Genomic DNA, 25633 nt, shown 5'->3' with positions numbered 1-25633 from the left:
CCCCGCACGGGTGGTTGTCACGGCAGCCCGCCCCAGGCGGGATGCCGCGGATCGTCGGCGCGTACGAGGACGTCGGCCGATTCCGCGGGACGGACCTCGTCCTCGTACCGCGCGTACGCCGGCAGCGTCCAGCGCTCCCGCTCGTCGGTGCGGCGCTCCAGCGCGCCCGGCGAGAGCCGCACATGCACGGTCAGGTCGAACGGGAACCAATGGCCAAGCAGGAACGGCCCGTGCAGCACCAGCACACCGTCCGCCGGGAGTTCGACGTGCGCCGAACGGGTCGCGCGGTCCGTCACCGGGTCCCACAGGTCCGGCAGCACCCGCCCGCTGCCGCCCGCCTCCAGAGGCCCGAAGACCTCCCGCCACAGGGCTCCGGTGTCGAACCAGGAGCCGTAGTACGCGTCGGGGTCCTCGCGCCCGTACTCGTACCGCAGCGACGCGGGCCGCAGAAAGCCGCCCGTGCCGACGACGAGTACGCGGCGTCCGCGCAGCCGCAGCACGTCGCCGATACGCTCCGCCAGTTCACCGGGCCGGGCTGCGGGCGCGCCGTCGATGCCGATGCGCAGCCACGGGCTGTCGTCCTGGGCGTTGGTCGTCAGCACCCGCTCGGCCACGGCCTCGGCGAGCCGCTCCCAGGTGATCGCTTCGAGTCGCACGCCCCCATCATCACCCGGTGCGCCAAATCGCCCTGTCCGCAGATGGGTTGACGCGCCGGTCGCCGGCTGGTGCCAGGATGAGCGCAGGAGGTGGGCGCGGTGCTCGACGGTGGAAGGTCCGCGGATGTGCGCGGGGGCGCGGCGACGGGCAGGGCGGAGGCACGGCCTCGCCGCCGGGGGCTCGTGGTCGCTCTGGTGGCCGTGCCGCTCGTGCTGTTGGGGCTGGGACTGGTGTGGCTGACGCTCGCGATGACGACGCACGAGCCGCGGTCGCGCGGTTCGGATGTGGACGCGGCCGAGACGTTCGCCCACGTCCACATCGACCAGTACCCGGACGAGATCCGTTTCTACGTGCCGGTCGACGCGACGGTCGCGCGCTCAGCGTCCGGCGAGGTCGTCTCGGCCCGGCTGCGTTACGACGTCGATGTCGTGCGCGACAGCAGCGTGGCCGACTTCGTCCGCACCTACGAGGTGGGCCGGCACGGGAAGGGCGTGGCGTCGCCCACCGGCGCCGTCTACACCGACGAGTTCGCCGACGGGCGGGTGCGGACGGTGCGCGTGGAGTACAAGGACCCGAAGCCGTTCACGGGCAGCGACCCGCTGAAGGACCCGCGCCTGACCACCTCTGCGGCCACCGTCACGGTCACCGGCGAGGGCTGACGGCCCCTTCGCGCGCCGGGCGGCCGCACCTCAGGCATCCGGCACACCGACGAGCGACGCGTCCCCCTCGGCCTTGATCCGCCCGGCCCGTACGCCCTCGGCGACCGTCAGCTCTCCGCCGCCGAGAGCGACACAGGTCTCGGCGTCGAGGGTCAGGCACACGTCGGGCGCATCGGCGGGCCCGTCACCGTACGGGGAGGTCTCGGTGTCCCCCAGCCGCAGATGGAACACGCCCTCGTCGAGTCTGACCTCGACCACCCCGGCCCGGCCCGGCGCCTGGAGGGCGCGCAGCAGCGGAACGGCGAACCAGTGCGCCCGGACAGCATCGGTGGGCCTGCATTCGGCGAGGGCCGGTGCGCCCCACTCGGCGAGAGCGGTCAGGACGGGCAACAGTCCGCGTCCCCGTTCGGTCAGTTCGTAGACGTACGCGGCCGACGGCGGCGGCAGCCGGCGACGGGTCGCCAGCCCGTCCCGCTCCATGTCCTTCAGCCGGGACGCCAGGACGTCGGTGCTGACGCCCGGCAGATCGGCGTGCAGGTCCGTGTAGCGGCGGGGACCGGCCAGCAGCTCCCGGACGACGAGGAGCGTCCAGCGGTCACCGACCGCGTCCAGGGCGCGGGCTGCGGCGCAGTACTGGTCGTAGCTCCGGCGGCGCGTCTCACGTGGCATACGACGCAGTGTAGACAAGTCGTTGGACTTTCCAAGCCCGTACTTGGTAAAACCAAGTACACCATTCAGCCCGGGAGGCACGGCATGGAGTTCCGGCAGTCGAGCAAGCTCAGCGAGGTCTGTTACGAGATCCGCGGTCCGGTGATAGAGCACGCCAACGCGCTGGAGGAAGCGGGCCACAGCGTCCTGCGGCTGAACACCGGCAACCCCGCCCTCTTCGGCTTCGAGGCGCCGGAGGAGATCGTCCAGGACATGATCCGGATGCTGCCGCAGGCCCACGGCTACACCGACTCGCGCGGCATCCTCTCCGCCCGCCGCGCGGTCGCCCAGCGCTATCAGGCCATGGGCCTCGCCGATGTCGACGTCGACGACATCTTCCTCGGCAACGGCGTCTCCGAGCTGGTCTCGATGGCCGTACAGGCGCTCCTGGAGGACGGCGACGAAGTCCTGATCCCGGCCCCGGACTTCCCCCTGTGGACCGCCGTGACCACGCTCGCGGGGGGCAAGGCGGTGCACTACCTGTGCGACGAGGAGTCCGACTGGTACCCGGACCTCGACGACATGGCGTCCAAGATCACCGACCGCACCCGGGCCGTTGTCATCATCAACCCCAACAACCCCACCGGCGCGGTCTATCCGCGCGAGGTCGTCGAGGGCATCCTCGACCTGGCCCGCCGCCACCAGCTGATGGTGTTCGCCGATGAGATCTACGACCAGATCGTGTACGACGACGCCGTGCACCACCCCGCCGCCGCGCTCGCCCCCGACCTCGTCGTCCTGACCTTCGGCGGCCTGTCCAAGACGTACCGCGTCGCCGGTTTCCGCTCCGGCTGGCTGGTCGTCACCGGGCCGCGGCAGCACGCCCGCAACTATCTCGAGGGCCTGACGATGCTCGCCTCGATGCGGTTGTGCGCCAACGCGCCCGCCCAGTACGCCATCCAGGCCGCACTCGGCGGCCGGCAGTCCATCCGCGAGCTGGTGGCGCCCGGCGGCAGGCTCCACGAGCAGCGCGAGCGGGCGTGGGAGAAGCTGAACGAGATCCCGGGCGTCTCCTGCGTCAAGCCGAAGGGCGCGCTGTACGCCTTCCCCCGGCTCGACCCGAAGGTCCACCCGATCCACGACGACGAGAAGTTCGTGCTGGACCTGCTGCTGCGCGAGAAGATCCAGGTCGTGCAGGGCAGGGGCTTCAACTGGCCCCGCCCCGACCACTTCCGGATCCTCACTCTCCCGCACGCCGACGACCTGGACGCCGCGATCAGCCGCATCGGCCGCTTCCTGAGCGGCTACCGCCAGTAGGCGGCCGCTCGCCGGCGAAACGGGCTCGCTCGCGTCGAGGCCGGGCCGGGCGGCCGGACCGCGCTCTTGACGCCGTTCTCCACAGCGATGATCTGATGGGTTCCGCCACGGGGCGAAGCCGGTGCCACCGGCCGTTGCCCCCACCGATTCACCGCAGCTCTGGAGCGCGCGCATGTGGACAGCCGTCATCGCCGTAGTCGGCACTCTGCTCGGATCGGTGGCGACGCACCTGTTCCAGCGCCAGACGGCCGAGCGCAGCGCCGTCCTCGCCCGCGCCGAGCAGCTGCGCCAGGAACGGATCGCGGCGTACAGCGCCTTCGCCGGCGCGCTCGTCGACTACCGGCGCGGCCAGAACGACCGGTGGCACCGGGCGATGGAGGCTCCGGGCAGCGTCGCCGCCGAGGAGGCCCGTATCGACTCCTACCGGCTGCGCTCCAGCGCCCATCAGGCGCTGATCCGCGTGCAGTTGGTGTGCGACGACCCGCAGGCGCTGGACCTGGCCGCCGCCGCCTTCGAGGTCACCAACTGCATGCACGAGGCACCGGACGAGACGGACCGCTCGCAGCGTTCCGAGCAGGCCCGCGAGACGCTGTCGGAGTTCATCGGCACCGCGGCACCCGGTGTGCGCTAGAGGATCCGACGAGCGCTGATGCCGCAACCGCCGCCGCCCGCCGGGCCGCTCACCGGACCGGCCTGGCCCCCGCGCCGCTCACCGGACCGGGCCCGTCCCCCGGGGCCGCTCAGCGGACCGGCCTGTCCCCCGGGTCGATGAGCGTACGGACGGGGCTGCCGGCGAGGTACGCGGCGATGTCCTCGACCGCCTGCTGGAAGTACCCCTCGTAGTTGCGCTGCGTGACGTATCGAGGTGGGGCAGCCCCAGGAAGTTCGGCGCGGTGCGCAGCGGGTCGTCGGCGGGCAGCGGCTCCTGTGCGAACACATCGGAACCGGCACCCGCGATCCAGCCCTCCCGCAGCGCCCGCACCAGTGCCTCCTGGTCGACGATCGCGGCTCGCGAGGTGTTGACCAGGTAGGCGGTGCTGCGCATCCGCCGCAGCTCGTCGGCGCCGATCAGCCCCCGCGTGCGGTCGGATAGCTGCAGGTGCACCGAGACGAAGTCCCCCGCCTCGAGAAGCTCTTCGAGCGACGCGGCGCGTGCCACGCCGTGCTCGGCCGCCCGCTCGTCCGTGAGGTTGCGGCTCCACGCCATGACGTCCATGCCGAAGGCCTGCCCGACCCGGGCGACCTTGGCGCCGATCTTCCCGAGACCGACCAGGGCGAGCCTGCTGCCGTGCAGATCCGTCCCGAGCGTCGACTGCCACGGTCCGCCGGCACGCAACGCCGCGCTCTCCGCAGTCACATGCCGGGCGAGTCCCAGGATGAGCGCCCAGGTCAGCTCGGCGGGCGGTTCGGAGCTGCTGGCGGTTCCGCAGACGGTGACACCGTGGCGTGCCGCCGCTTCGAGGTCGATGGACGCGTTGCGCATGCCCGAGGTGATGAGCAGCTTCAGCCGCGGCAGCCGTGCCAGCAGCGACGCCGTGACGGGTGTCCGCTCGCGCATCACGACGAGGATCTCGCAGTCGCCCACCTCGGCGGCAAGAGCATCCTCCGAGGCGAAGTGCTCCTGGAGGGAACGGACTTCGACCGATCCGGCGAGCGAGGACCAGTCGGCCAGGGTGAGCGCGACGTCCTGGTAGTCGTCGAGCACGGCACAGCGAAGCATCATGGGAGCGGAGCGTACCTGCTGGGTACGCTGCCGATATGGACCTGGTGGTGATCCAGCCACTCAAGGGCAGGCACTGCGGGGAGTGCCGCCAAGGGCCGCTGGAGATGCATGTACTGGACTCCGGTGTCCCCGTCTGCCTGGACTGTGCCGATCTCGGTCATCTCGTGTTCCTCCCGCGGGGCAGCGCGGCCCTCACCCGGCGTGCGCGTGAGGGCAGTTCCCTGTTCGCCGTCGTGGTGCGCCTGAACCGTCGCCACAGCCGTTACGAACGCCAGGGGCTGCTGGTCGAGGAGGCCGCGCTCGCCCGCGCGGAGTCGGCGTGTCTGGCCGACGCGGAGGCGCGGGCCCGCCGGCGGGCCCGGGACGCAGAGCGCCGGGCGGCTCAGGACGTGCGGTTCACCGCGGCCCTGACGGCGGAGATCCTGCGGCTGTTCCCCCGCTGTCCCGCCGATCGGGCCGCCGGCATCGCGGCGCATGCGTCGGTGCGAGGCAGCGGGCGGGTGGGCAGGACCGCGGCCGGCCGGTCCCTGGACGAAGGAGCGGTCACGGCCGCGGTACGCGCGTCGGTACGGCATCTCGACACCGGGTACGACGCCCTGCTCACGGCCGGGGTCGCCCGCCACCGTGCACGGGCGCTGGTGGCGGCGGACATCGATGCTGTCCTGGAGTCGTGGCGGGCCTCCTCTGAGGAGGCACCGCCCGATACGGCCGAGGTCAGGGCGGGGCGTCAGACCTGGGCGGGCCGGAATCGGCGGTAGAGCACCAATCCGCCGAGCACCATGGCCGCGCCCACGGGCACGGCGAACCCGAGCTGGTCGGCACCGGTCTCGGCGAGCGAGGCACCGGCCGGCTTCGGGGCGTTGACCGCACCACTCTGGGACGGCTTCTGCGGCTGAGCGGCCGTCGGCGGCGTCGCGGGCTTCGGCGTGGCCGGCTTCACCTCGACGGGCGGCTTGCCGGACACGTTCGTCGAGGTGTTCCCGATGGCCGGGTTGCCGATGCCGACGACGTTCACCGAGTTTCCGGTGACGTTGACCGGGACGTGGACGGGCAGCTGGACACCATTGCCCGACAGGACGCCCGGGGAGCCTACGGCGGCGCCGTGGGCGTCAGCACCGCCGGAGCTGTGCTGACCCCCGCTCTGCGAGCCGTCACCGTGCTGACCTCCTTGCGAACCCCCGCTGTGCGAGCCCCCGGCCTGCGAGACGTTCGCGCAGGAGTTACCCGCCGCCGGGTTGAGCAGCCCGACGACATTGACCGTGTTGCCGCAGACGTTGACGGGGACGTGCACGGGCAGCTGCACCGTGTTGCCGGACCCTACGCCGGGCGATCCGACGGCGGCGCCGTCCGCGTTCGCGTCGGCGTGCGCATAGCCGGTGGCCATGGCCAGTGCGCCACCCGTGAGCATCACGGTGGCCAGGCCCTTTCGGTGAACCTGCCTCATGGATTCCTGCCTTCAGGAGAAAATCGCGGGTCACTCGCCCGCACCGGAATTAACGCCAAGAGGCCACATCGGTTCCGCCAATTGAGGCATTCACCCATTCGGGTGCGTGAGGCCTCGAACGCACGATGCCGCCCCCCCGGCCTCGTCACGGGTCGGGCCGATTCTGTCGACAGATCAGGCGTCGTACGTCTGGATGCGGTGCCCCTCCTTGCGTTGCGTCAGCTCCGGGAGCTGTGCGGTGAGTTCGGCAACGACAGCGGGTACGTCCAGGGTCAGCAACCGGCGGTCCCGCATGAGCACCCGCCCGTCCACCACCGTCGTGCGCACGTCCGACGAGCGGGCGCTGTGCACCAGCGTCGCGGCGAGGTCATGCAGCGGCTGGGTGTGCGGTCCGGTGAGATCGACCAGGATCACGTCCGCCCGGTGGCCGGGTGCCAGTGCACCGATCCGCCCGTCCAGGCCCAGCGCCCGGGCGCTCTGGGTGGTGGCGTGGCCGAGGGCCTGCCGGGCGGTGAGCCAGGACGGATCGCGTTCCGCCGACTTCTGCACCAGGGCCGTGAGCGTCATCGACTCCCATACGTCCAGGGTGTTGTTCGACGCCGCGCCGTCCGTGGCGAGGCCGACCGGAACACCGATGGACGCCAGCGCACGGACCGGTGTCGTGTCCCAGCCGAACTTGAGATATCCGCGGGGCGCGCTCGCGACGGCGATCCGTCCGGATCCGTGCGCCAGTACGGGCAGATCGGCATCCGTGATGCCCGTGCCGTGCGCGATGAGGACATCGGTGTCCAGCAGTCCGGCCCGCTCCAGGACCTGGATGGGTGTGCGGCCGTGCCGTTCCAGGCTGTGTGTCGTCTGGGCTCGGTTCTCCGCCGCATGGAGGTGGACCGGCAGGCCGTGCTCCCGGGCCAGTTCGGCGGTGGCGGCGAGGTCGGCGTCGTCGACCGTGTAGGGGGCGTGCGGCGCGAGCGAGGTGGTGATCCGTCCGCCGGCCGCGCCCCGCGTACGCAGTGCGAAGTCGAGCGAGCGCTCCCGGCCCTCGGGCCCCTGGCTGGAGAAGAACGCCCAGCCGAGATCCGCCCGCAGTCCGCTGCGTGTCACGGCGGCGGCGACCGAGTCCATCGCGAAGTAGTGGTCGGCGAAGGTGGTGACCCCACCCCTGATCATTTCGGCACAGGCCAGCAGCGCGCCCAGCGCGACGACCGATTCGGTGAGGTTGGACTCGATGGGCCAGATCCGGTCGTTGAACCACTCCTCGACCGGCAGGTCCTCCGCGATCCCGCGCAGCGCCACCATCGGTGAGTGCGTATGGCAGTTGATGAGGCCGGGCATGGCCACCTGTCCGCGCCCGTCGATGTGCTCGGCAGCGGGCAGCGCGGCGACGGCGGCCGACGTGGTGACCGCGTCGATGACTCCGTCGCGCACGACGACGGCCGCGTCGTCCGCGAAGCCGATGCTTCCGTCGTCGTCATGGATCAGAGCGGTGCAGCCGGAGATCACGAGATCGGCGGGCCGCTCCGGGGATCCCGGCGAGGGCCCTCGGCCGGTGGGGGTCGCTCCGGACATCGGCATTCCTTCCGGGACGTAGGGGAGGCGGCCCCCAGTCTGGCGTCATCTGCCTGCCGCCGAGAGGGCCTTGCGCTCATGCGGGTGGATTCCGGACGACGTCGGTGTTCCGTCGGCCCCGGAGCGGGAGTGGTTGCCACAGTGAAGGCCGTCCGCCGTACGCGCGCCCCGGCGCCGCAGGCTGCGGCCCCGCGGCACGGCGGCCGTGGTGCCGCCGCCCCACCGAACGAAGGGATCATCCGTTGTCCTCCGCGAACCCGTCACGTCCCCACGCCCGCTCCGTGAAACACCGGACCCTGCTCGCCGTCGTGGGCGCCGCCATCGCCGTCCTGGCCGTCGCCGCGCCCAACGCCCGGGCCGGTCTCGACGGTGACCGGACCGTGTCCATCGCCTCGTCCGCCACCACGCAGGTGCAACGCGGCGAACGCTACCTCGAGACCCGGCTGTTCTTCGGGACGGAGCGCCCCGACGGCGGCCCGGACGTGACGGACGCGCAGTTCATGTCCTTCATCGACCGACATGTGACCCCCGACTTCCCCGACGGCCTCACGATCCAGGAGGGCCGCGGCCAGTGGCGCGACTCCAACGGCACGATCGAGCGCGAGCGTTCGTACGAACTGACCCTGCTCTACCCCGCCACCGAAGCGCGTGAGCGTGATCCGCTCATCGAGGCGATCCGGGAGGCGTACGTGAAGACGTACGCCCAGGATTCGGTGGCGCGCCTCGACGAACCGACCCTCGCGGACTTCTGAGCGGCGCCCCTGGCCGTGGGCACGCCCGCTGTGACGACGGAACCAGGGGAAGCGCGCGCGGTGGGAGCGGCATCGCAGGGGGCCGGTCGGGCCCTGGGGCGGAGCGCCTCGCAGGTCATCCGCCCACCAGCGCCGTAAGGGCTCCGACCGGGTCCGTGTCGGGTGTGCCGCGGGGCCACCAGTCCTCGCGGTCGGGGTCCGACTCGTAGCCGTACCAGAGGCCGTCGCGGCCGAGGCGGAGCTGGAAGGAGCGGGACGAGAGGTGGTTGCGCCAGGGCCGGAAGTGCGGGAAGTCGGCGGCGGCCAGGGCGGGCCTGGCCCGGTCGAAGGGACCGGCGGGCGGGTCCCAGGGCTCCTCCAGGACGCGCAGCGCGGCAAGGCCGCCCTGACGCCACGCGGCGACGGCCCGGGCCAGGTCGGTGGGCGTGCGGTCGGCTGCGGCTGCGAGGTCCCGGTAGAGGGCGCGGGTGGAGGCGGTGAGCCCGGAGCCGGGGTGGGCGGCGGCCAGGCGGACAGCGTCCTGCCAGGGGGTGAGCCCGGCGACGGGGTCCTTGCCGGTGGCGAGGAGGACATGGGCGCGGGCCGCCGCCTCACCCGCGAGGAGATCGAGCGCGAGCGGGTCCGGGGCGCCGGGCGCGTGCGGATAGGCGGGCGGACGGCCGGGCCGTGCGGGCAGCGGGAACGGTGGTGGCAGCGGCGGCCGTTCCCGCGTGGCGAGGGCCTCACCGGCGGGCACGGTCGCCGCCGGGGTCTCGGCCGCTGCCGCGGCGCGCTCGGCCGCGGACCGGGTCGCGTTGCGGTGGGACAGGGCGGAGAGGATGTCCCGCTCGCCCCGGCCGCGCATCAGGAACAACACGAACGGGTCCTCGTCGAGGAGCCTGGCCGTCTGGTAGCACAGGGCGGCCGCGTGCTTGCACGGGTAGCCGTTGTCGGGGCAGGAGCAGTCGGGGATCAGGTCGCCGGGTGTCGGCAGCAGGTCGGCGGCATCCGCCAGGGCGTGCGGGACGTCCTTGTCGAGCAGCGCGGCGATGTGGTCGGGGCGGGCCGAGGCGGCGGCGAGGAAGTCGTCCCACTCGTCGTCGCCGAGGGTGCGCAGGCGGATCTCGGTGCGGTAGGGGCGCGGTCGGCTGCCGTGGACGTACGCCGTGACCCGGCCCGGGGTGACGGTGATCGACGCGACGTTGCCCCGGCCCGCGTAGGCGCGGCCGCGCTCCAGGCGGGCACGGTCGAGGGCCGTGTCCTCCAGGGCCTCCACCCAGGCGTGGCCCCACCAGGTGGCGGCGACTTCCTCTCCCTGAAGGGGATCGAGAGCGGGGAACGTGCGGCGCAGGTCGTCGTGGCGGGGATCGGTGCGGCCGGTGGACCTGCGGCCGGCGCGCGGCCGCATGGACGGGCTCATGACGGCCTCCTCAGCGAGACGAGGTCGGCGAGCTCCCGGTCGGTGAGCTCGGTCAGCGCGGCCTCGCCGGAACCGAGCACCGCGTCGGCCAGGGCCCGCTTGGAGGCCAGCATCTCCGCGATCCGGTCCTCGACCGTGCCCTCGGCGATGAGCCGGTGGACCTGCACGGGCTGTGTCTGTCCGATGCGGTAGGCCCGGTCGGTCGCCTGTTCCTCGACTGCCGGGTTCCACCAGCGGTCGAAGTGGACGACATGACCGGCCCTCGTGAGGTTGAGCCCGGTGCCCGCGGCTTTCAGGGAGAGGACGAACACCGGGACCTCGCCGGACTGGAAGCGGTCGACCATCCGCTCCCGCTCCGCCACCGGGGTGCCGCCGTGCAGCAGCTGGCTCGGGATCGCGCGGGACGCCAGATGGTCCGAGAGGAGGCGGGCCATGGCGACGTACTGCGTGAAGACCAGGACGGAGCCGTCCTCGGACAGGATGGTCTCGAGCAGTTCGTCGAGGAGAGCGAGCTTGCCCGAGCGGCCCGACAGCCTGGGTGCGCCGACGCCCTGCCCGTACCCGGAGGTGTGGCCCGTGGCGTGCTCCTTGAGGAACTGGGCGGGGTGGTTGCAGATCTGCTTCAACCCGGTCAGCAGCTTCATCACGAGGCCGCGGCGCGCGATGCCCTCCGCGCCCTCGATGGCCGCCATGGTCTCGCGCACGACCGCCTCGTAGAGCGAGGCCTGCTCGCGGGTCAGCGGGACGGGGTGGTCGGTCTCGGTCTTCGGCGGCAGCTCCGGCACGATGCCCGGGTCGGACTTCCTGCGGCGCAGGAGGAACGGCCGCACCAGGCGGGCGAGGCGCTCGGCCGCCTCCTCGTCCTCACCGTTCTCCACGATGCGGGCGTGCCGGGCCCGGAATGCCTTGAGCGGCCCGAGCAGGCCGGGCGTCGTCCAGTCCAGCAGCGCCCACAGCTCGGAGAGGTTGTTCTCCACGGGCGTGCCGGTGAGGGCGACGCGCGCGGGCGCGGGAATCGTGCGCAGCGCCTTGGCGGTCGCCGAGAACGGGTTCTTCACGTGCTGGGCCTCGTCCGCGACGACCATGCCCCAGGGGTGCCCGGCCAGCAGCTCCGCGCTGGTGCGCATCGTGCCGTACGTGGTCAGGACGAAGCCGCCGCCGGAGGACGGCAGGGTGCGGTCGGCGCCGTGGAAGCGGCGCACGGGGACGCCGGGTGCGAACCGCGCGATCTCCCTCTGCCAGTTGCCGAGGAGGGATGCCGGGCAGACGACCAGGGTCGCCTCCCTGCGCGCCCTGCGCAGATGCAGGGCGATGACGGTGACGGTCTTGCCGAGACCCATGTCGTCGGCGAGGCAGCCGCCGAGGCCGAGCGAGGTCATCAGGTCCAGCCAGGCCAGACCGCGCATCTGGTAGTCGCGGAGGGTGGCGGCGAGTCCGTCGGGTGGGCTCACGGGGTCCGAGGCCGCGGTGAGCCGGTCCCGCAGTGCGGCGAGCGCCCCGGTCGGCACCGCCTCGACCGTCTCCCCGTCGACCTGGGCCGTGCCGGTCAGTGCCGCTGCCAGCGCGTCGACCGGCTCCAGCAGCCCCAACTCGCGCTTGCGCGCCTTGCGGACGAGACCGGGGTCCACCACCACCCACCGGTCGCGCAACCGCACGATGGGCCGGTGCGACTCGGCCAGCGCGTCCATCTCGCCCTCGGTCAGCGGATCGCCGTCCAGGGCCAGCTGCCAGTCGAACCTGAGCAGGTCGTCGCTGTCGAAGAACGGTGTGCCGTCGGTCGCCGATCCCGGCGCCGGCCGCACGACGGCAGCCGCGCTGAGCGACCGCGCGAGCTCCTTCGGCCAGTGCACTTCCACACCGGCCGCGTCGAGGCGCGCGGCCCCGGGCCCCAGCAGCTCGTACAGCTCGTCCTCGGTCAGGGGCAGGACGTCCGGCACGTCCATCTCCAGCAGCCGGGTGAGCGGTGACCAGACGCGAGCCGCGCGGCGCAGCGCCAGCATCGCGTCGATCCTCGCCCGCGGCCCGAACTGCTCGTCCCCGGCGCCGGCCCACAGCCGGGCCGCGTCCATGACCAGCGTCGGGTCGGCGAGGCTGTGCACCTGCACCAGAGCGGCCCCGGCGCTGCGCTGCGTCCCGTCCTCCTCGGCCAGGTCGAAGAGCTCGAACGCGGAGAGGTCCAGGCGCAGCGAGACCCGCACGCCCGCGTCCATACCCGCGGCTGCCTCCGCCGCCCACTCGCGGGCGCCGGGCAGATGCTGCGCCCCGGCCGCGGCGAACGGCGCGCCCGCCGCGTGTGCGGCGGCCGGTGTGCGCGGCAGGGTGTCGGCGACCGCATCGAAGAACTGCCGCACCAGGGCCTCGGGCTCGGGCAGGGACAGCGGCCGCACCGCTGGGACGGGTACGGCATGCGCCTCGTACGGCATGGCGGCCGCGATGGCGCGCAACTGGGCGATGTCGTCCGCGTCGAGCGGACCGGCCCGCCAGGCGTCGTGGTCCGTCGCGGTCAGGCCCGGCATGACGCGGCCGCGCGCCACGAGGTGCAGCGCGTGCAGCACGGCGGCACCCCAGCAGGTGGCGGCTGGGTGGGCCAGAGGGTCATGGCGTGCCTGCATGAGCAGCGGAGCGGCATCGGCGACGGAGAAGGTACGGACGGGGACGGTACGGCTCCGGACGCCCGCGCCGTCCGGGCCGACAACGGTGAGCTCGGCGTCGGCGCCGGGGACTTCGGTGCCGTCCGGGTCCCAGAAGGCGACCCGCCCCTCGCGAGGCAGGGCCCCGGGCAGGAAGACTGCCGCGCAGCGCAGCAGCGGGCGCGCCAGGTCGGGGGGCGTCTCGGTGGAGAGCGCAAGGTTCAGGGCCATGGGGTCACCTCCTCCCGCAGGTCGGCAGCAACGTATGGGTCACTGGATCTACGACCTTACGGGCGGGGTCTGACAATCGACCCCGTGACCGGGTTGACCTGCGCGTTCGCCCCCACGCGGACCGCCACGACGACCGGCCGCGGGCGCAGGGACCGCAGGCTCGGCGCCGGCGCGAGGCGCATCGGCCCGAGCGCGGTTCCTGCTGCTCAGGCGGTAGGAGTGGGTGTCGTAGGCGGTGCGGCCTGCCGGCCGGACGGTGCCTCGACCGACGGAGCGCCTCGCTGCTCCTGGACCTGGGACTCCGTCAGGCTCGGCACGTCGCTCACCTCGGGTGTGTAGACCCCGCCCGATGTGTCAGAGGTGCCCGAGGCGTCAGGCGCGCCCGACCCGCTCGCCACGTCCGGCGGGACCGCCTCCGGCCCGGTGGGAGCCGCCTCCGGCCGGGTGCCGCCTGCCGTCACCTCTTGCTGCGGGAACGTCTGGCCCGCCGGACCGGACGGATGAGCCCGCTCCAGGAAGCGCAGCAGCTCGACGGGGAACGGCAGGACCAGCGTGGAGTTCTTCTCGGCCGCGACGGCGACCACGGTCTGGAGCAGTCGCAGCTGAAGAGCGGCAGGCTGCTTCGACATCTCCCCGGCGGCCTCTGCCAGCTTCTTCGACGCCTGAAGCTCGGCGTCGGCGTTGATGACCCGCGCCCGGCGCTCTCGGTCCGCCTCGGCCTGCCGCGCCATCGACCGCTTCATGGCCTCCGGCAGCGACACGTCCTTGATCTCCACGCGGTCGATCTGGACACCCCATCCGACGGCGGGGCTGTCGATCATCAACTCGAGCCCCTGATTGAGCTTTTCGCGGTTGGAGAGCAGATCGTCGAGGTCGCTCTTGCCGATGATGGAACGCAGTGACGTCTGGGCCATCTGGGACACCGCGAAACGGTAGTCCTCGACCTCGATGACGGCGTTGACCGCGTCGACGACCCGGAAGTAGACGACCGCGTCGACGCGCACGGTCACGTTGTCGCGGGTGATGCCTTCCTGAGCGGGTACGGGCATGGTCACGATCTGCATGTTCACTTTGTGCATCCGGTCGACCGCCGGAACGATCAAGGTAAACCCCGGCGCCCGCACTTCCTTGCGCAGCCGCCCGAGCCGGAGGACCACACCTCGCTCGTACTGCCTGACCACCTTGGCGGCAGCCATCACATACGCAGCGCATCCGGTCAGGACCGCAACGCCGGCCACCACCAGCTCCTCGACCATGGGGGCACCCCCTGTCGTCGGGCCGCAGATTGCACTACCACGGTATGACCGTTATGCCCCGAGGACGAGCCCTCACCCACGAGTGCCGGCGGACGGCCTGCGCAGCAGGGTGGCGACCAGTCGCGCCGTCCGGTCGCGGCGGACGCACGCCACGACCGCGAGGAGGACGAAGAAGATCACGGGGGTGATCGCGTACTCGCCGTCGAACACGGTGATCTGGGTGACGAAGGCGCCGATCATCAGCCCCATCAGGGCGATCGCGGAGACTCCGGAGAGGATCGGGATCACGAGGGCGACGGCACCCGCCAGCTCCAGGCCACCGACCAGGTACATGTACCAGTCGCCGTACCCGATCTTGTCGAACCCCTCGGTCGCCGAGGCATGTGCGGCGAGCTTCGGAGCCGCGCTGGCGACCGCGAAGAACAGGGCGAGGACGATCTGCAGGACGCGGACCGCGATGTCCGTGCGGCGGCCGGCCGTCGGGGAGGCGGCGGTGGTGGGGGTGTTCGTCGTCGTGGCGGACATCGTGATCTCCTCGGTGAGGCGTGTCGTTGCGTGTCACCGGATCTGACTGCGCCCGCGCCCAGGACTCATCGCCCGCCGCCCGCGTTCTCGGCTCTTCGCCGTGCGGGTACACACTGAAGGTGGAGAGGCGACTGTCATGCGTACCGGGAATGAACCCGTCACCGCCCGAAGCCCTCTGCGTCTGCGGCTCGGGCTCGGTATCTGGGGACTGCTGTGGACCGCCGCGGGCACCACGGCGTTCGCCTGGGCGGGCCGTCCGGGCTGGGCGGCCGCGTGCGGAGCGTTGTTCCTGGTCGTCGCGGTTGACGTGGTGATGGTCATCCGGCACATCCGCCAGGGACCGCACTATCAGCCCGGCCGCGACATCCCTCCGTACGAACCGGACCACGGCTGACGGACCGGGACCGACGGCGCCGCGGCGGCCTGTGCGCCAGTCATGGCTGTCCAACAGTCGAGCTGTCGAGCTGTCGAGCTGTCGAGCTGTCGAGCTGTCGAAGGGAACGGCTCAGGAATCGCCGTCGAAACGGGCGGCCCGCACGTACTCCGGGTTGGGGTCCAACGCCGCCGCCAGACGGAAATGCCGCTTGGCCTGCTCGGGCCGGCCCGAGCGCTCGAAGGTCCGGGCGAGGGCGAAGTGAGCAAACGCGTTGTCCGGCTCGCGCTCCAGGACCAGCTCGAATTCGAGCTCGGCAGGGCGCAGTTGCGCCGCGGCGAAGAACGCCCGTGCGCGCAGCAACCGGGCCGCGGTGTTCTCCGGGTGGGCGGCTATCACGGAGTCGAGGAGCTTCACAGCGCCGCGCGGATCCCGCGCCGCCAGCAGCTGCTCGGCCGCGCGATAGTCGATGACGTGCGTCTCCGGGTTGCTGTTGGGCACGCTGCGATCCTTCCCCTCGCTCCCCGGTTCCAACACTGCCCGAGGCAACGGTATTCCGGCCAGGGGTGGCGCCGACTACCCCTCGGCGGACGCTCTGCGGTTCAGCTCGTCCCACACCTTGCGGACCTGCGGTTCCAGCTCCGCGAGCGGCCCGTCATTGTCGATCACGAGGTCGGCGATCGCCCGCCGCTGTTCGCGGGTCGCCTGCGCCGCCATCCGCGCCCGCGCATCGGCCTCGCTCATACCCCGCAGCCGTACCAGCCGGTCGAGCTGCGTCTCGGGCGTCGCGTCCACGACGACGACCAGGTCGTACAGGGGCGCCAGACCGTTCTCGGTGAGCAGCGGTACGTCGTGGATCACCACGGCGTCCGGCCCCGCAGCGGCCTCCAGCTCACGGGAGCGTGCGCCGACCAACGGGTGGACGATCGCGTTCAGCGCGGCGAGCCGCTCGGGGTCGTTGAAGACGATGGCCCCGAGCCTGGGCCGGTCCAGCGTGCCCGCTGGCGTCAGGACGTCCGCTCCGAAGGCATCGACGACGGCCGCCAGTCCCTCGGTGCCGGGCTCCACGACCTCACGTGCGATCTTGTCGGCGTCGATGATCACCGCGCCGTACGAAGCGAGAAGCCGGGACACTTCGCTCTTCCCGGCGCCGATTCCACCGGTGAGGCCCACTTTCAGCATGCGCGCAGCCTACGCGAGCGCCGCACGCGTCCCCCTGCGACCCCGTCCCGGCTACGCGTCCCCCTCGCGCTCGGCGAGGAAGCGCTCGAATTCGCGGCCGATCTCGTCGGCGGAGGGCAGGTCGACGGGCTCGGCGACCAGGCTGCCCCTGGTCTCGGCACCGGCCATCGCGTCGTACTGGTGCTCGAGCCCCTGGACGAGGGCCACGAGCTCCTCGTCGCCCTCGCCGATCTGCCGCTCGATCTCGGTCTGGGTGCGGTGCGCCTCGGTACGCAGCGAGTGCGCGACTCCGGGCAGCACCAGACCGGTCGCGGCGGTGATCGCCTCGAGCGCGGTGAGCGCCGCGTCCGGATAGGCGGAACGTGCGACGTAGTGCGGGACGTGGGCCGCGACGCCGAGCACGTCGTGGCCGGCCTCCATGAGGCGGTACTCGACGAGGGCCTCCGCACTGCCGGGCACCTGGGCCTCGTCGAAGGGGCTGCGGTGGCCGGGCATGAGGTCCGTGCGGTTGCCATGGGGGGTGAGGCCGACCGGGCGGGTGTGCGGCACGCCCATGGGGATGCCATGGAAGTTGACGGCGAGGCGAACGCCGAGCCGTTCGACGATCTGGCCCACCGCCGCCGCGAAACGCTCCCACTCGACGTCCGGCTCCGGCCCCGACAGCAGGAGGAACGGCGCGCCCGTGGCGTCCTGGACGAGCCGTACCTCCAGGGAGGGGGTCTCGTAGCCGCTCCAGCGGTCGCGGCGGAAAGTCAGCAGCGGCCGACGGGCCCGGTAGTCCACCAGCCTGTCGTGGTCGAAACGCGCCACCACCTGGTGGGGAAGCGACTCCAGCAGGGCGTCGACGATCTGCTCGCCGGTCTCACCCGCGTCGATGTAGCCGTCGAAGTGGTACAGCATGACCAGGCCGGCAGACTCCTGCGCGAGCGCCACGTCGACGACCGCGAGGCCCTTCGGCTCCCATTCGTACAAACCCTGCGGATCAAGCACGATTACCGCTCCTCCTCGTGTTCATCGAGAAGAACGCCTGGTAGCACGCGGTCATTCCCCGCTGCGCCGGTGAACGGCGCGGGGAGAGCGGCCAGTTCGCGGCGCGGCCCGGGCGCGTCCGCTTCTGGTACAGACCTTGACACCCTCCTGGGCCGTCCCTAGCGTCTCCGGGCAACGCACGTTCACGCACGCGCCCATCGTCCATGTACGAGAACAAATGGACGTCGGATCCCCACGGGAAGGCACCCCCCATGCGTACCCGAAAGCTGCTCCCCGCACTGGTGGCCTCCGCCATCGCCACCGGCGGCCTGACCCTGCTCGCCGCTCCCGCCGACGCGGCGACGGTCATCGATGTGGACACGGCGTCCGAGCTCAAGGCGGCCCTGACCGCCGCTCGCCCGGGCGACACCATCCAGCTCGCCGACGGCACCTACACCGGCAACTTCAAGACCACCGCGGACGGCTCCTCCGGCGCCCGGATCACGCTGACCGGCTCCTCCAGGGCTGTGCTCAAGGCCGGCGGCGGATACGGACTGCACCTCAACGGCGCCTCGTACTGGACGGTCAAGGGCATCACCGTCACCGGCGGCCAGAAGGGCATCATGGCGGACACAGCCGACGGCGTCGTCATCGATGCGGTGACCGTGCACGACCTGGACATGGAGGGCGTCCACTTCCGCAACTCCAGCCGCAACGGCGTGATCAAGAACTCGCGGATCTACGACACCGGCAATGACGGCCGGGGCATGGGCGAGGGCGTCTACGTCGGCTCCGCGGGCGGCACCTCGGACAGGAGCGACAACGCCCAGATCCTCAACAACACCATCGGCCCGGACGTCGGCGGCGAGGCCGTCGACATCAAGGAGGGCACGACCGGCGCGAGGATCATCGGCAACACCTTCGACGGCCGGGGCCTGACGGGCGCCAACTACGACGACTCATGGGTCGACGTGAAGGGCAACAAGGTCCTCGTCGAGAACAACACCGGCAAGAACACCACCAACAACGGCTTCGAGACCCACACCCAGCAGTCGGGCTGGGGATGCGGCACCGTCTTCCGCGGCAACCGCTCCGACCTGACCGGGGCCACAGGCTCGAAGCAGCTGGCCATCTACGTCACCAACCACAGCGCGAGCTGTCCGACCACGGTGTACGCGAGCAACACCGTCACCGGAGGCAAGGAGCTGACGAACATCCCCGTCACCCCCTAGGCCCGGCCCCGTGCCGCCCATGCCCGCGAGCCGGACGACCCCTGCCCGCGGGCCGGACGACCCCTGGAACGCAGTAAGGCCCGCTCCCCATGGGGAGCGGGCCTTACATCAGCTGCTCAGCAGCCCGGGGTCAGAGCCTCAGCTCTGGCCGCCGGCCAGCTTCTCGCGCAGGGCGGCCAGCGCCTCGTCCGACGCCAGGGCGCCGGAGCTGTCGTCCGACTCCGAGGAGTACGAACCGCCGGTCGGCGCGGCGGCCGGAGCGGCGGCGCCACCCTCGGCAGCAGCGGCCTCGTCGGCCTCGCGGGACTTGATGACCTGAGCCTGGTGCTGCTCGAAGCGCTGCTGCGCCTCGGCGTACTGGGTCTCCCACGCCTCGCGCTGGGCCTCGTAGCCCGGCAGCCAGTCGTTGGTCTCCGGGTCGAAGCCCTCGGGGTAGATGTAGTTCCCCTGGTCGTCGTACGACGCGGCCATGCCGTACAGAGTCGGGTCGAACTCGACCGAGGCCGGGTCGGCACCGAAGGACTCGTTGGCCTGCTTCAGCGAGAGGCTGATGCGACGACGCTCGAGGTCGATGTCGATGACCTTGACGAAGATCTCGTCGTTGACCTGGACGACCTGCTCCGGGATCTCCACGTGGCGCTCGGCCAGCTCGGAGATGTGGACCAGACCCTCGATGCCCTCGTCGACGCGGACGAACGCACCGAACGGAACGAGCTTGGTGACCTTACCCGGGACGACCTGACCGATCTGGTGGGTCCGGGCGAACTGCTGCCACGGGTCCTCCTGCGTCGCCTTCAGCGACAGGGAGACACGCTCGCGGTCCATGTCCACGTCGAGAACCTCGACGGTGACCTCCTGGCCGACCTCGACAACCTCGGACGGGTGGTCGATGTGCTTCCAGGACAGCTCGGAGACGTGGACGAGACCGTCGACGCCACCCAGGTCCACGAAGGCACCGAAGTTGACGATCGAGGAAACGACGCCGGAGCGGACCTGACCCTTCTGGAGGGTGGTGAGGAAGGTCTGGCGAACCTCGGACTGGGTCTGCTCGAGCCAGGCGCGGCGGGACAGGACCACGTTGTTGCGGTTCTTGTCCAGCTCGATGATCTTGGCCTCGAGCTCCTTGCCCACGTAGGGCTGGAGGTCGCGGACACGACGCATCTCGACGAGGGAGGCCGGCAGGAAGCCACGGAGGCCGATGTCAAGGATGAGACCACCCTTGACGACCTCGATGACGGTACCGGTGACGATGCCGTCCTCTTCCTTGATCTTCTCGATGGTGCCCCAGGCACGCTCGTACTGGGCGCGCTTCTTCGAGAGGATCAGGCGGCCTTCCTTGTCCTCCTTCTGGAGAACCAGGGCCTCGATCTCGTCGCCGACCTTGACGACCTCGTTCGGGTCGACGTCGTGCTTGATCGAGAGCTCGCGGCTCGGGATGACACCTTCGGTCTTGTAACCGATGTCGAGCAGGACCTCGTCCCGGTCGACCTTCACGATGACGCCGTCGACGATGTCGCCGTCGTTGAAGTACTTGATCGTCTCGTCGATCGCGGCGAGGAAGGCTTCCTCGTTACCGATGTCGTTGACCGCAACCTGCGGGGTGGTGGCGGTGGTCTCGGTGCTGCTCGTCATGTGGGAAAGGGCTCCGGTACGGACATTGAAGTCGTAGGTACTGCTACGCCGAGAGCCCGTATCGCAGCTGCAGAAGACCGGACAGCCTAGGAAGCGCCGACCAGGAATCCGGAGGCGCCTCGTGAACCGAGGGGACATACATACAGATGCGAGCGCGGCCTGCTCCGTCTGAGGCGCGCAGGCCCGCAGCGCAACTTGTAGCATACGGGGGCAGCCGGACACGGTCAATGCGCGAAGCCGCACACCCGGGGCAGAACACCACATACCCGGCACAACTAATGTTTGCCGAGGCCACAATGGCCTCGTTCGGGCCCGCCGACGGCGCGATACGCAAACTACAACGACGGTGACGATGAGCCAAGAATTCGAACCGGAAGCGACCCGCCGTGATGCCGGAGACGCGGAGAGCAGCCGGGCAAACCGCTGCTGGTGGGACCGGAACGCTGACGAGTACCAGCAGGACCACGGCGCCTTTCTGGGCGACGACCGCTTCGTCTGGGGCCCCGAGGGACTCGACGAGGCGGAGGCGGGGCTGCTCGGGCCCGCCGGGTCACTGAAGGGCCTCGACATTCTGGAGATAGGCGCCGGCGCGGCGCAGTGCTCGCGCTGGCTGGCGGCGCAGGGCGCCCGGCCCGTGGCCATGGACCTCTCCCACCGGCAGTTGCAGCACGCCCTGCGCATCGGCGGGGGCGTCCCGCTCGTGGAGGCGGACGCCGGGACGCTCCCCTTCCGGGACGGCTCCTTCGACCTGGCCTGTTCCGCCTACGGCGCGGTGCCCTTCGTGGCGGACCCGGTGCGGGTCTTCCGCGAGGTCCGGCGAGTGCTGCGGCCGGGCGGGCGGTGGGTCTTCTCGGTGACGCACCCGATCCGGTGGGCCTTCCCCGACGAGCCGGGACCCGAGGGGCTGTCGGTCGCGGCCTCGTACTTCGACCGCACTCCGTACGTCGAACAGGACGAGGACGGCCGCGCCGTCTACGTCGAACACCACCGCACACTCGGGGACCGGGTGCGCGACGTGGTGGCGGGCGGCTTCCGGCTGGTGGACCTGGTCGAGCCGGAGTGGCCGGCGTGGAACAGCCAGGAGTGGGGCGGCTGGTCGCCACTGCGGGGGAATCTGATTCCGGGAACGGCGATCTTCGTCTGCGAACGGGACTGAGCCGTCGCTGCGGGTCCGGCGCCCGGCGGCGGGCCGGCGTCCAGTGGCGGGCCGGCGTCCAGTGGCGGGCCGGCGCCCGGCGCCGGCACCCCGCTGCCGGACCGGCGCTCCGCGGCGGGCCGGCGCTCCGCGGCGGGCCGGCGTCCAGTGGCGGTCCGCCGCCCGGTGCCGACCCCGCCGTCGGACCACCGCCACTCCTGAGCCGCGTTTGTCGTATGAACGCACGAGTGCCGCTGCTCTGTGGACAACCCGGAACGGCAGATCGGCGGTCCGTACGAGACTGATGGCGTGATCCGAACCGAAGCAATCGACCGCCTTCCCGTCCGCCATGCCGTGCCCGACCTGCTGGCCGCGCTCGACGAGCGCGGCACGGCCGTCCTGCACGCCCCGCCTGGCACCGGCAAGACCACGCTGGTGCCGCTGGCGCTCGCCGGCTTCATAGGGGACGGCCCGCGGCGCCGGGTGCTGGTGGCCGAGCCGCGCAGGATGGCGGTGCGGGCCGCCGCGCGCCGGATGGCGTGGCTTCTGGGTCAGGAAGTGGGCGACGGCGTCGGGTTCTCTGTGCGCGGTGAGCGGAGGACCGGATCCCGGACGCGCGTCGAGGTGGTCACAACGGGCGTGCTGCTCCAGCGCTTGCAGCGCGATCCAGAGCTGACCGGTGTGGACGTGGTCCTGCTCGACGAATGCCATGAGCGGCATCTGGACGCGGACAGCGCGCTCGCCTTCCTGGTCGACGTACGGGCGACGCTGCGCCCCGAGCTGCGGCTGATCGCGGCGTCGGCGACGAGCGACGCGGAAGCGTGGTCCAAGCTGCTGACCCGGCTCGACGGCTCGGGGCCCGCGCCTGTCGTCCGCAGCGAGGGCCAGGGGTACGGGGCGGAGGTCCGTTTCGCGCCGCCACCCGCCGGTGTCCGCCCGGCGCATGGCACCTGGGTCGATCCGCAGATGCTCCGCCACGTGGCGGCGACCGTGCGCCTGGCGCTCGACCGCGACGAGGGCGACATCCTGTGCTTCCTGCCGGGCACGGGCGAGATCGCGCGTACGGCCGGGATGCTCGACGGAGTGGACGCCGAGGTCCTTCAGCTGCACGGACGGGCACCGGCGGCCGTGCAGGAGGCGGTGTTGCGCGGGGGTGACCGGCGGCGGGTGGTGCTGGCGACCTCGGTCGCCGAGTCCGGTCTGACCGTGCCCGGCGTGCGGATCGTCGTCGACTCGGGCCTGGCCCGGGAGCCGCGTGTCGACCACGCACGGGGGCTGGGCTCGCTGGCGACGGTGCCCGTGTCCGCGGCCAGTGCGACGCAGCGGACGGGCCGAGCGGGCCGGGAGGCGTTCGGCACGGTGTACCGCTGCTGGTCGGAAGCGGACGACGTCCGGCGGCCGCGCCATCCCTCCCCCGAGATCAAGATCGCCGATCTCGCGTCCTTCGCACTGCGGACGGCCTGCTGGGGAGACCCGGATGCGAGCGGTCTCGCCCTCCTGGACGCGCCGCCGGCAGGCGCCATGGCCGCGGCACGGTCCGTGCTGAGCGCCATCGGCGCCGTGTACGACAGCGGCCGGGCGACCGCGCGCGGGATACGCATGGCGCGGCTCGGGGTCCATCCACGGCTGGCGCGGGCCCTGCTCGACGGCGCACCGGAAGTGGGTGCGCGGCGCGCGGCGGAGATCGTGGCGGTGCTGAGCGAGGAGCCGCCGCGCGAGTACGGCGACGACCTCGCGGCCGCGTGGCGCACGGCGCGTCGAGGCGGCGACGCCTACGGTGCACGGTGGCGGGCCGAGGCCGACCGGCTGATGTCGTCGTTGGCGGCGGCGGACCGCCCGGAGCCGGGGAGGTCGACTCAAGACGCCGGCACCGGTGCGGGCCAAGGAACAGTCGGGCGGTCCGATGACCGCACCGGCACTCCCGGAGGCGAGTCCGGGGCGGCGGCCATGGGGCAGGACGCCTCGGCGGGGCTCGTCGCGGCGCTCGCCTTCCCGGAGCGGGTGGCCCGGGCGCGCGGAGAGCAGTCGTTTCTCATGGTCTCCGGCACCGGGGCCGAGGTCGGCGAGGGCTCGCGCCTGCGGCGGGCTCCATGGCTCGCCGTCGCGGTCGCCGACCGGCCCGCGCACGCGGCCTCCGCGCGGGTCCGGCTGGCGGCGGTCGTCGACGAGGGGGCGGCGCGCGCGGCCGCCTCTCATCTGCTGTCGGAACGGGAGGAGGTGCACTGGGAGGACGGGGACGTGGTCGCCCGGCGGGTGGAGCGCCTGGGTGCGGTGGAGCTGTCCGTACGGCCCTTGGTCGACGCCGATCCGGCTCTCGTGCGACAGGCTTTGCTGGACGGGCTGAGCCAGGAGGGGCCGGCGCTGCTGCACTGGACCCGTGAGGCGCAGGGGTTGCGGGAGCGGCTCGCGTTTCTGCACCGGGTGTTGGGTGCGCCGTGGCCGGATGTCTCGGATGCCGCGCTGCTGGAGCGGGCCGGGGACTGGCTGGAGCCCGAGTTGTCCCGGGCCGCCCGGCGGGTGGATCTGGGCCGCATCCGGGCGGGCGAGGCGTTGCAGCGTCTGCTGCCATGGGCGACGGGGGACGCGGCACGGCTGGAGGAGCTGGCGCCGGAGCGGATCGAGGTGCCGAGCGGGTCTCGGATACGGGTGGAGTACGGCGGCGAGCAGCCGGTCCTGGCCGTGAAGCTCCAGGAGGTCTTCGGTCTGCGGGAGACGCCGAAGGTCGCGGGGGTGTCCGTGCTGGTGCACCTGCTCTCCCCGGCAGGGCGGCCCGCCGCGGTCACGGCGGACCTGGCCTCGTTCTGGCGGGAGGGGTACCGCTCGGTGCGGGCGGAGCTGCGTGGTCGCTACCCGAAGCATCCGTGGCCCGAGGACCCGGGGACGGCCGAGCCCACCCGCCACACGAAGGCCCGCGCCGCGCGCTCGTCGTCTTAGGTACGGATGCCGGCCGGCGGGTGCGGGCGGGAGGACGGGCCGGTCTGCCCCCGGTGAGCTTCCGATTGCCGGGCGGCCCCGGGAACGCAGGGGCGCCACGAGCCTGGCCGCCCGTCTGACGGCGCCCCAGGGATGACGGAGCCCCGTGGCTGACGGAGCCTCACGGCTGACGGAGTCCGGGGCCGGGCGGCTGACATCGGCCGGGTCAGGTGCGGGCAGGCTCCGTGTCCGCTGTCGTCGTCACTGGAGCGGGGCCCTGTGGCCGGCGGCCCCGGCTCTCCAGAACGAGGGCCAGGATCAGCAGGCCACCGCCCAGGGTGACAAAACCCCACGGAAGGAAGGAGGTCATCAGGAGCACGAGCCGTCGCTGGGAGCTCACGAGGTCGACCGTGTGGTCGATGTAGTCCTCGCGCATCTTCACATGGCCGGCGAAGGCCGTGACCCGGTCGCGGCCGCCGAGGAGGGTGCCGCCGCGGAGTTCTTCCTTGTGGATCTCCTCTCCGTTGACGGGCGCGCCCGTGACCGGCTCCACCCAGAACATGCGCTTGGTGGTGTACCAGCGGGTGGTGCCTGTCTGCTTCTCGAGGGTGGTGGCGTCCACACCGGGGATGGGCATCTTCTTGGGGTAGGGCACCTTGGTCCACGGGATGGTCTGCTCGAAGTAGTAGACCTCGAGGTCGCGGAAGGTGCGGGTCCCCTTGTAGTGGATGGGGGCGGAGGTCCGGGCCTGGGCGTCGAAGTACGTGTAGTCGCGCTTCTCGGTGAGGAAGGGCCACTTGAATTCGATGCCCTCGCGTCGCACGGCGTCGCCGTCGACGGACTCGCCGGTGGCGTGGACGGGTTCCTGGCTGTGGGCGTCGAAGATGTAGCGCTCGGGGATCTGGGAGACCATCTTGCCGTCGGGCCCCTGGACGTAGGAGAGCGTGTCCCAGACGATCACATCGCGGCCCGCGCTGCCTTCGATCCGCTCGGACTCCTCCACGTTGCCCTTGAGAGTCTGGACGATGGTGACCTTCTCGACCTCCTTGGCCGTGAGAGTGCCGTAATCGAGGAGGGTCGCCGGCTTCGCCTCGAGCACCATCTCCTGGTACTGCCCGGCGGGGATCTTGGCGAGCCGGGGAAAGGCGTACCAGCGCAGCAGGGGCGCGAGGGCGGCGAAGAAGACGGCGAGGGCGACGAGGACGAGTCCGGCTCTGCGGCGCATGGCCGTCTCCCTACTTCTTGGGGCCGGGGACGGTGGTCAGCAGCGGCTTCGGCGAGGTCTCACCGGCGGGTGAGCCGATCGCCGTCATGGTGAGGACCAGGGCGAACGCAGCGGCCAGTCCGACGGCAGCGGCGGCGAGGGCTCGCATGCTCGGCCTCCCGGTTC

23 protein-coding genes and 1 pseudogene are annotated in these 25633 nt (G+C 71.9%); 9 read left to right on the top strand and 15 right to left on the bottom strand.

Going from position 1 to position 25633, the window contains the following annotated elements; translation table 11 throughout:
• Positions 1 to 17 precede the first annotated feature (17 nt).
• Positions 18 to 656: a uridine kinase gene (locus ACF08N_RS30075; protein ID WP_392327869.1), complete on the bottom strand. Its 639-nt coding sequence runs from the start codon at positions 654 to 656 to the stop codon at positions 18 to 20.
• A gap of 99 nt (positions 657 to 755) precedes the next feature.
• On the opposite strand from ACF08N_RS30075, the gene ACF08N_RS30070 reads away from it, so the two are divergent.
• On the top strand, positions 756 to 1316 hold the full coding sequence (locus ACF08N_RS30070) for a hypothetical protein (protein WP_392327868.1): 561 nt from the start codon (positions 756 to 758) through the stop codon (positions 1314 to 1316).
• A gap of 30 nt (positions 1317 to 1346) precedes the next feature.
• Here the strand turns inward: ACF08N_RS30070 and ACF08N_RS30065 are convergent, their stop codons facing one another.
• The gene (locus ACF08N_RS30065; protein WP_392327867.1) at positions 1347 to 1985 is read right to left on the bottom strand and encodes a winged helix-turn-helix transcriptional regulator; all 639 of its coding nucleotides are present in this window, start codon (positions 1983 to 1985) and stop codon (positions 1347 to 1349) included.
• An 84-nt stretch (positions 1986 to 2069) separates the two neighbouring features.
• Between ACF08N_RS30065 and ACF08N_RS30060 the strand changes: the two genes are divergently transcribed.
• The gene (locus ACF08N_RS30060; protein WP_392327866.1) at positions 2070 to 3281 is read left to right on the top strand and encodes a pyridoxal phosphate-dependent aminotransferase; all 1212 of its coding nucleotides are present in this window, start codon (positions 2070 to 2072) and stop codon (positions 3279 to 3281) included.
• A 172-nt stretch (positions 3282 to 3453) separates the two neighbouring features.
• Positions 3454 to 3912, top strand: a complete 459-nt coding sequence (locus ACF08N_RS30055; RefSeq protein WP_392327865.1) for a hypothetical protein — start codon at positions 3454 to 3456, stop codon at positions 3910 to 3912.
• Positions 3913 to 4021: 109 nt separating this feature from the next.
• On the opposite strand, the pseudogene ACF08N_RS30050 reads toward ACF08N_RS30055, so the two are convergent.
• Positions 4022 to 5004 (bottom strand): annotated as a pseudogene (locus ACF08N_RS30050) (D-2-hydroxyacid dehydrogenase family protein).
• Between the two features lie 35 nt (positions 5005 to 5039).
• Here ACF08N_RS30050 and ACF08N_RS30045 point away from each other — a divergent pair.
• Positions 5040 to 5762, top strand: a complete 723-nt coding sequence (locus tag ACF08N_RS30045) for a DUF2293 domain-containing protein (protein WP_392327864.1) — start codon at positions 5040 to 5042, stop codon at positions 5760 to 5762.
• On the opposite strand, the gene ACF08N_RS30040 is transcribed toward ACF08N_RS30045, so the two are convergent.
• Positions 5732 to 6448: a chaplin gene (locus tag ACF08N_RS30040; RefSeq protein WP_392327863.1), complete on the bottom strand. Its 717-nt coding sequence runs from the start codon at positions 6446 to 6448 to the stop codon at positions 5732 to 5734. The genes ACF08N_RS30045 and ACF08N_RS30040 overlap by 31 nt on opposite strands.
• Positions 6449 to 6622: 174 nt before the next feature.
• The gene (locus tag ACF08N_RS30035) at positions 6623 to 8014 is read right to left on the bottom strand and encodes an amidohydrolase (RefSeq protein ID WP_392327862.1); all 1392 of its coding nucleotides are present in this window, start codon (positions 8012 to 8014) and stop codon (positions 6623 to 6625) included.
• A 281-nt stretch (positions 8015 to 8295) separates the two neighbouring features.
• Here ACF08N_RS30035 and ACF08N_RS30030 point away from each other — a divergent pair, with 281 nt between their 5' ends.
• Positions 8296 to 8766: a DUF3574 domain-containing protein gene (locus ACF08N_RS30030; protein WP_392327861.1), complete on the top strand. Its 471-nt coding sequence runs from the start codon at positions 8296 to 8298 to the stop codon at positions 8764 to 8766.
• A 115-nt stretch (positions 8767 to 8881) separates the two neighbouring features.
• Here ACF08N_RS30030 and ACF08N_RS30025 read toward each other — a convergent pair whose 3' ends face one another.
• The 4 genes from ACF08N_RS30025 to ACF08N_RS30010 all read right to left on the bottom strand — a co-directional run bounded on the left by ACF08N_RS30025 (position 8882) and on the right by ACF08N_RS30010 (position 14807).
• The gene (locus ACF08N_RS30025) at positions 8882 to 10165 is read right to left on the bottom strand and encodes an SWIM zinc finger family protein (RefSeq protein ID WP_392327860.1); all 1284 of its coding nucleotides are present in this window, start codon (positions 10163 to 10165) and stop codon (positions 8882 to 8884) included.
• Complete coding sequence (locus ACF08N_RS30020; RefSeq protein ID WP_392327859.1) at positions 10162 to 13026, bottom strand: DEAD/DEAH box helicase; 2865 nt, start codon at positions 13024 to 13026, stop codon at positions 10162 to 10164. The genes ACF08N_RS30025 and ACF08N_RS30020 overlap by 4 nt, the downstream gene beginning before the upstream one ends.
• A gap of 206 nt (positions 13027 to 13232) precedes the next feature.
• Positions 13233 to 14282 (bottom strand): SPFH domain-containing protein, encoded by a 1050-nt coding sequence (locus ACF08N_RS30015; protein WP_392327858.1) that lies wholly within the window; start codon positions 14280 to 14282, stop codon positions 13233 to 13235.
• Positions 14283 to 14354: 72 nt separating this feature from the next.
• Complete coding sequence (locus ACF08N_RS30010) at positions 14355 to 14807, bottom strand: DoxX family protein (protein WP_392327857.1); 453 nt, start codon at positions 14805 to 14807, stop codon at positions 14355 to 14357.
• Between the two features lie 136 nt (positions 14808 to 14943).
• Between ACF08N_RS30010 and ACF08N_RS30005 the strand changes: the two genes are divergently transcribed.
• Entirely contained in the window at positions 14944 to 15201 is a 258-nt protein-coding gene (locus ACF08N_RS30005; protein ID WP_392327856.1) for a DUF6343 family protein, read from the top strand.
• Positions 15202 to 15312: 111 nt separating this feature from the next.
• Here the strand turns inward: ACF08N_RS30005 and ACF08N_RS30000 are convergent, their stop codons facing one another.
• The 3 genes from ACF08N_RS30000 to ACF08N_RS29990 all read right to left on the bottom strand — a co-directional run bounded on the left by ACF08N_RS30000 (position 15313) and on the right by ACF08N_RS29990 (position 17352).
• Positions 15313 to 15681, bottom strand: coding sequence for a tetratricopeptide repeat protein (locus tag ACF08N_RS30000; protein WP_392327855.1), 369 nt, complete (start codon positions 15679 to 15681; stop codon positions 15313 to 15315).
• Positions 15682 to 15756: 75 nt separating this feature from the next.
• Complete coding sequence (gene coaE / locus ACF08N_RS29995) at positions 15757 to 16362, bottom strand: dephospho-CoA kinase (protein ID WP_392327854.1); 606 nt, start codon at positions 16360 to 16362, stop codon at positions 15757 to 15759.
• A 51-nt stretch (positions 16363 to 16413) separates the two neighbouring features.
• Positions 16414 to 17352, bottom strand: a complete 939-nt coding sequence (locus tag ACF08N_RS29990; RefSeq protein WP_392327853.1) for a PAC2 family protein — start codon at positions 17350 to 17352, stop codon at positions 16414 to 16416.
• A gap of 251 nt (positions 17353 to 17603) precedes the next feature.
• Here ACF08N_RS29990 and ACF08N_RS29985 point away from each other — a divergent pair, with 251 nt between their 5' ends.
• Positions 17604 to 18563 carry a right-handed parallel beta-helix repeat-containing protein gene (locus tag ACF08N_RS29985; RefSeq protein WP_392327852.1) on the top strand — a complete coding sequence of 320 codons (960 nt, stop codon included), beginning with the start codon at positions 17604 to 17606 and terminating at the stop codon, positions 18561 to 18563.
• A 138-nt stretch (positions 18564 to 18701) separates the two neighbouring features.
• Here the strand turns inward: ACF08N_RS29985 and rpsA are convergent, their stop codons facing one another.
• Positions 18702 to 20195 carry a 30S ribosomal protein S1 gene (gene rpsA, locus ACF08N_RS29980; RefSeq protein ID WP_392327851.1) on the bottom strand — a complete coding sequence of 498 codons (1494 nt, stop codon included), beginning with the start codon at positions 20193 to 20195 and terminating at the stop codon, positions 18702 to 18704.
• A gap of 352 nt (positions 20196 to 20547) precedes the next feature.
• Between rpsA and ACF08N_RS29975 the strand changes: the two genes are divergently transcribed.
• Positions 20548 to 21351: a class I SAM-dependent methyltransferase gene (locus ACF08N_RS29975; protein WP_392327850.1), complete on the top strand. Its 804-nt coding sequence runs from the start codon at positions 20548 to 20550 to the stop codon at positions 21349 to 21351.
• A gap of 288 nt (positions 21352 to 21639) precedes the next feature.
• Positions 21640 to 24264 carry an ATP-dependent helicase HrpB gene (gene hrpB, locus ACF08N_RS29970; RefSeq protein WP_392327849.1) on the top strand — a complete coding sequence of 875 codons (2625 nt, stop codon included), beginning with the start codon at positions 21640 to 21642 and terminating at the stop codon, positions 24262 to 24264.
• A gap of 205 nt (positions 24265 to 24469) precedes the next feature.
• Here hrpB and ACF08N_RS29965 read toward each other — a convergent pair whose 3' ends face one another.
• Together ACF08N_RS29965 and ACF08N_RS29960 are read right to left on the bottom strand one after the other, a co-directional pair.
• A complete protein-coding gene (locus ACF08N_RS29965; RefSeq protein ID WP_392327848.1) occupies positions 24470 to 25468 on the bottom strand; it encodes a DUF3068 domain-containing protein in 999 nt (332 codons plus the stop codon).
• A 10-nt stretch (positions 25469 to 25478) separates the two neighbouring features.
• A complete protein-coding gene (locus ACF08N_RS29960) occupies positions 25479 to 25616 on the bottom strand; it encodes an SPW_0924 family protein (RefSeq protein ID WP_392327847.1) in 138 nt (45 codons plus the stop codon).
• Between the last annotated feature and the right edge of the window lie 17 nt (positions 25617 to 25633).

The organism is Streptomyces sp. NPDC015127 (genome assembly GCF_043080095.1).
Taxonomy (GTDB): domain Bacteria; phylum Actinomycetota; class Actinomycetes; order Streptomycetales; family Streptomycetaceae; genus Streptomyces.
The sequence above is the reverse complement of the archived record's forward strand: the minus strand, read 5'-3'. Positions and strand labels throughout refer to the sequence as shown.

What these genes read in the sequence shown, in the direction of transcription:
- ACF08N_RS30065 (WP_392327867.1), bottom strand. Translation starts at nt 1,985, where the DNA reads ATGCCACGTGAGACGCGCCGCCGGAGCTACGACCAGTACTGCGCCGCA.
- ACF08N_RS30060 (WP_392327866.1), top strand. Translation starts at nt 2,070, where the DNA reads ATGGAGTTCCGGCAGTCGAGCAAGCTCAGCGAGGTCTGTTACGAGATC.
- ACF08N_RS30055 (WP_392327865.1), top strand. Translation starts at nt 3,454, where the DNA reads ATGTGGACAGCCGTCATCGCCGTAGTCGGCACTCTGCTCGGATCGGTG.
- ACF08N_RS30045 (WP_392327864.1), top strand. Translation starts at nt 5,040, where the DNA reads ATGGACCTGGTGGTGATCCAGCCACTCAAGGGCAGGCACTGCGGGGAG.
- ACF08N_RS30040 (WP_392327863.1), bottom strand. Translation starts at nt 6,448, where the DNA reads ATGAGGCAGGTTCACCGAAAGGGCCTGGCCACCGTGATGCTCACGGGT.
- ACF08N_RS30035 (WP_392327862.1), bottom strand. Translation starts at nt 8,014, where the DNA reads ATGTCCGGAGCGACCCCCACCGGCCGAGGGCCCTCGCCGGGATCCCCG.
- ACF08N_RS30025 (WP_392327860.1), bottom strand. Translation starts at nt 10,165, where the DNA reads ATGAGCCCGTCCATGCGGCCGCGCGCCGGCCGCAGGTCCACCGGCCGC.
- ACF08N_RS30020 (WP_392327859.1), bottom strand. Translation starts at nt 13,026, where the DNA reads ATGGCCCTGAACCTTGCGCTCTCCACCGAGACGCCCCCCGACCTGGCG.
- ACF08N_RS30015 (WP_392327858.1), bottom strand. Translation starts at nt 14,282, where the DNA reads ATGGTCGAGGAGCTGGTGGTGGCCGGCGTTGCGGTCCTGACCGGATGC.
- ACF08N_RS30010 (WP_392327857.1), bottom strand. Translation starts at nt 14,807, where the DNA reads ATGTCCGCCACGACGACGAACACCCCCACCACCGCCGCCTCCCCGACG.
- ACF08N_RS30005 (WP_392327856.1), top strand. Translation starts at nt 14,944, where the DNA reads ATGCGTACCGGGAATGAACCCGTCACCGCCCGAAGCCCTCTGCGTCTG.
- coaE (WP_392327854.1), bottom strand. Translation starts at nt 16,362, where the DNA reads ATGCTGAAAGTGGGCCTCACCGGTGGAATCGGCGCCGGGAAGAGCGAA.
- ACF08N_RS29985 (WP_392327852.1), top strand. Translation starts at nt 17,604, where the DNA reads ATGCGTACCCGAAAGCTGCTCCCCGCACTGGTGGCCTCCGCCATCGCC.
- rpsA (WP_392327851.1), bottom strand. Translation starts at nt 20,195, where the DNA reads ATGACGAGCAGCACCGAGACCACCGCCACCACCCCGCAGGTTGCGGTC.
- ACF08N_RS29975 (WP_392327850.1), top strand. Translation starts at nt 20,548, where the DNA reads ATGAGCCAAGAATTCGAACCGGAAGCGACCCGCCGTGATGCCGGAGAC.
- ACF08N_RS29965 (WP_392327848.1), bottom strand. Translation starts at nt 25,468, where the DNA reads ATGCGCCGCAGAGCCGGACTCGTCCTCGTCGCCCTCGCCGTCTTCTTC.
- ACF08N_RS29960 (WP_392327847.1), bottom strand. Translation starts at nt 25,616, where the DNA reads ATGCGAGCCCTCGCCGCCGCTGCCGTCGGACTGGCCGCTGCGTTCGCC.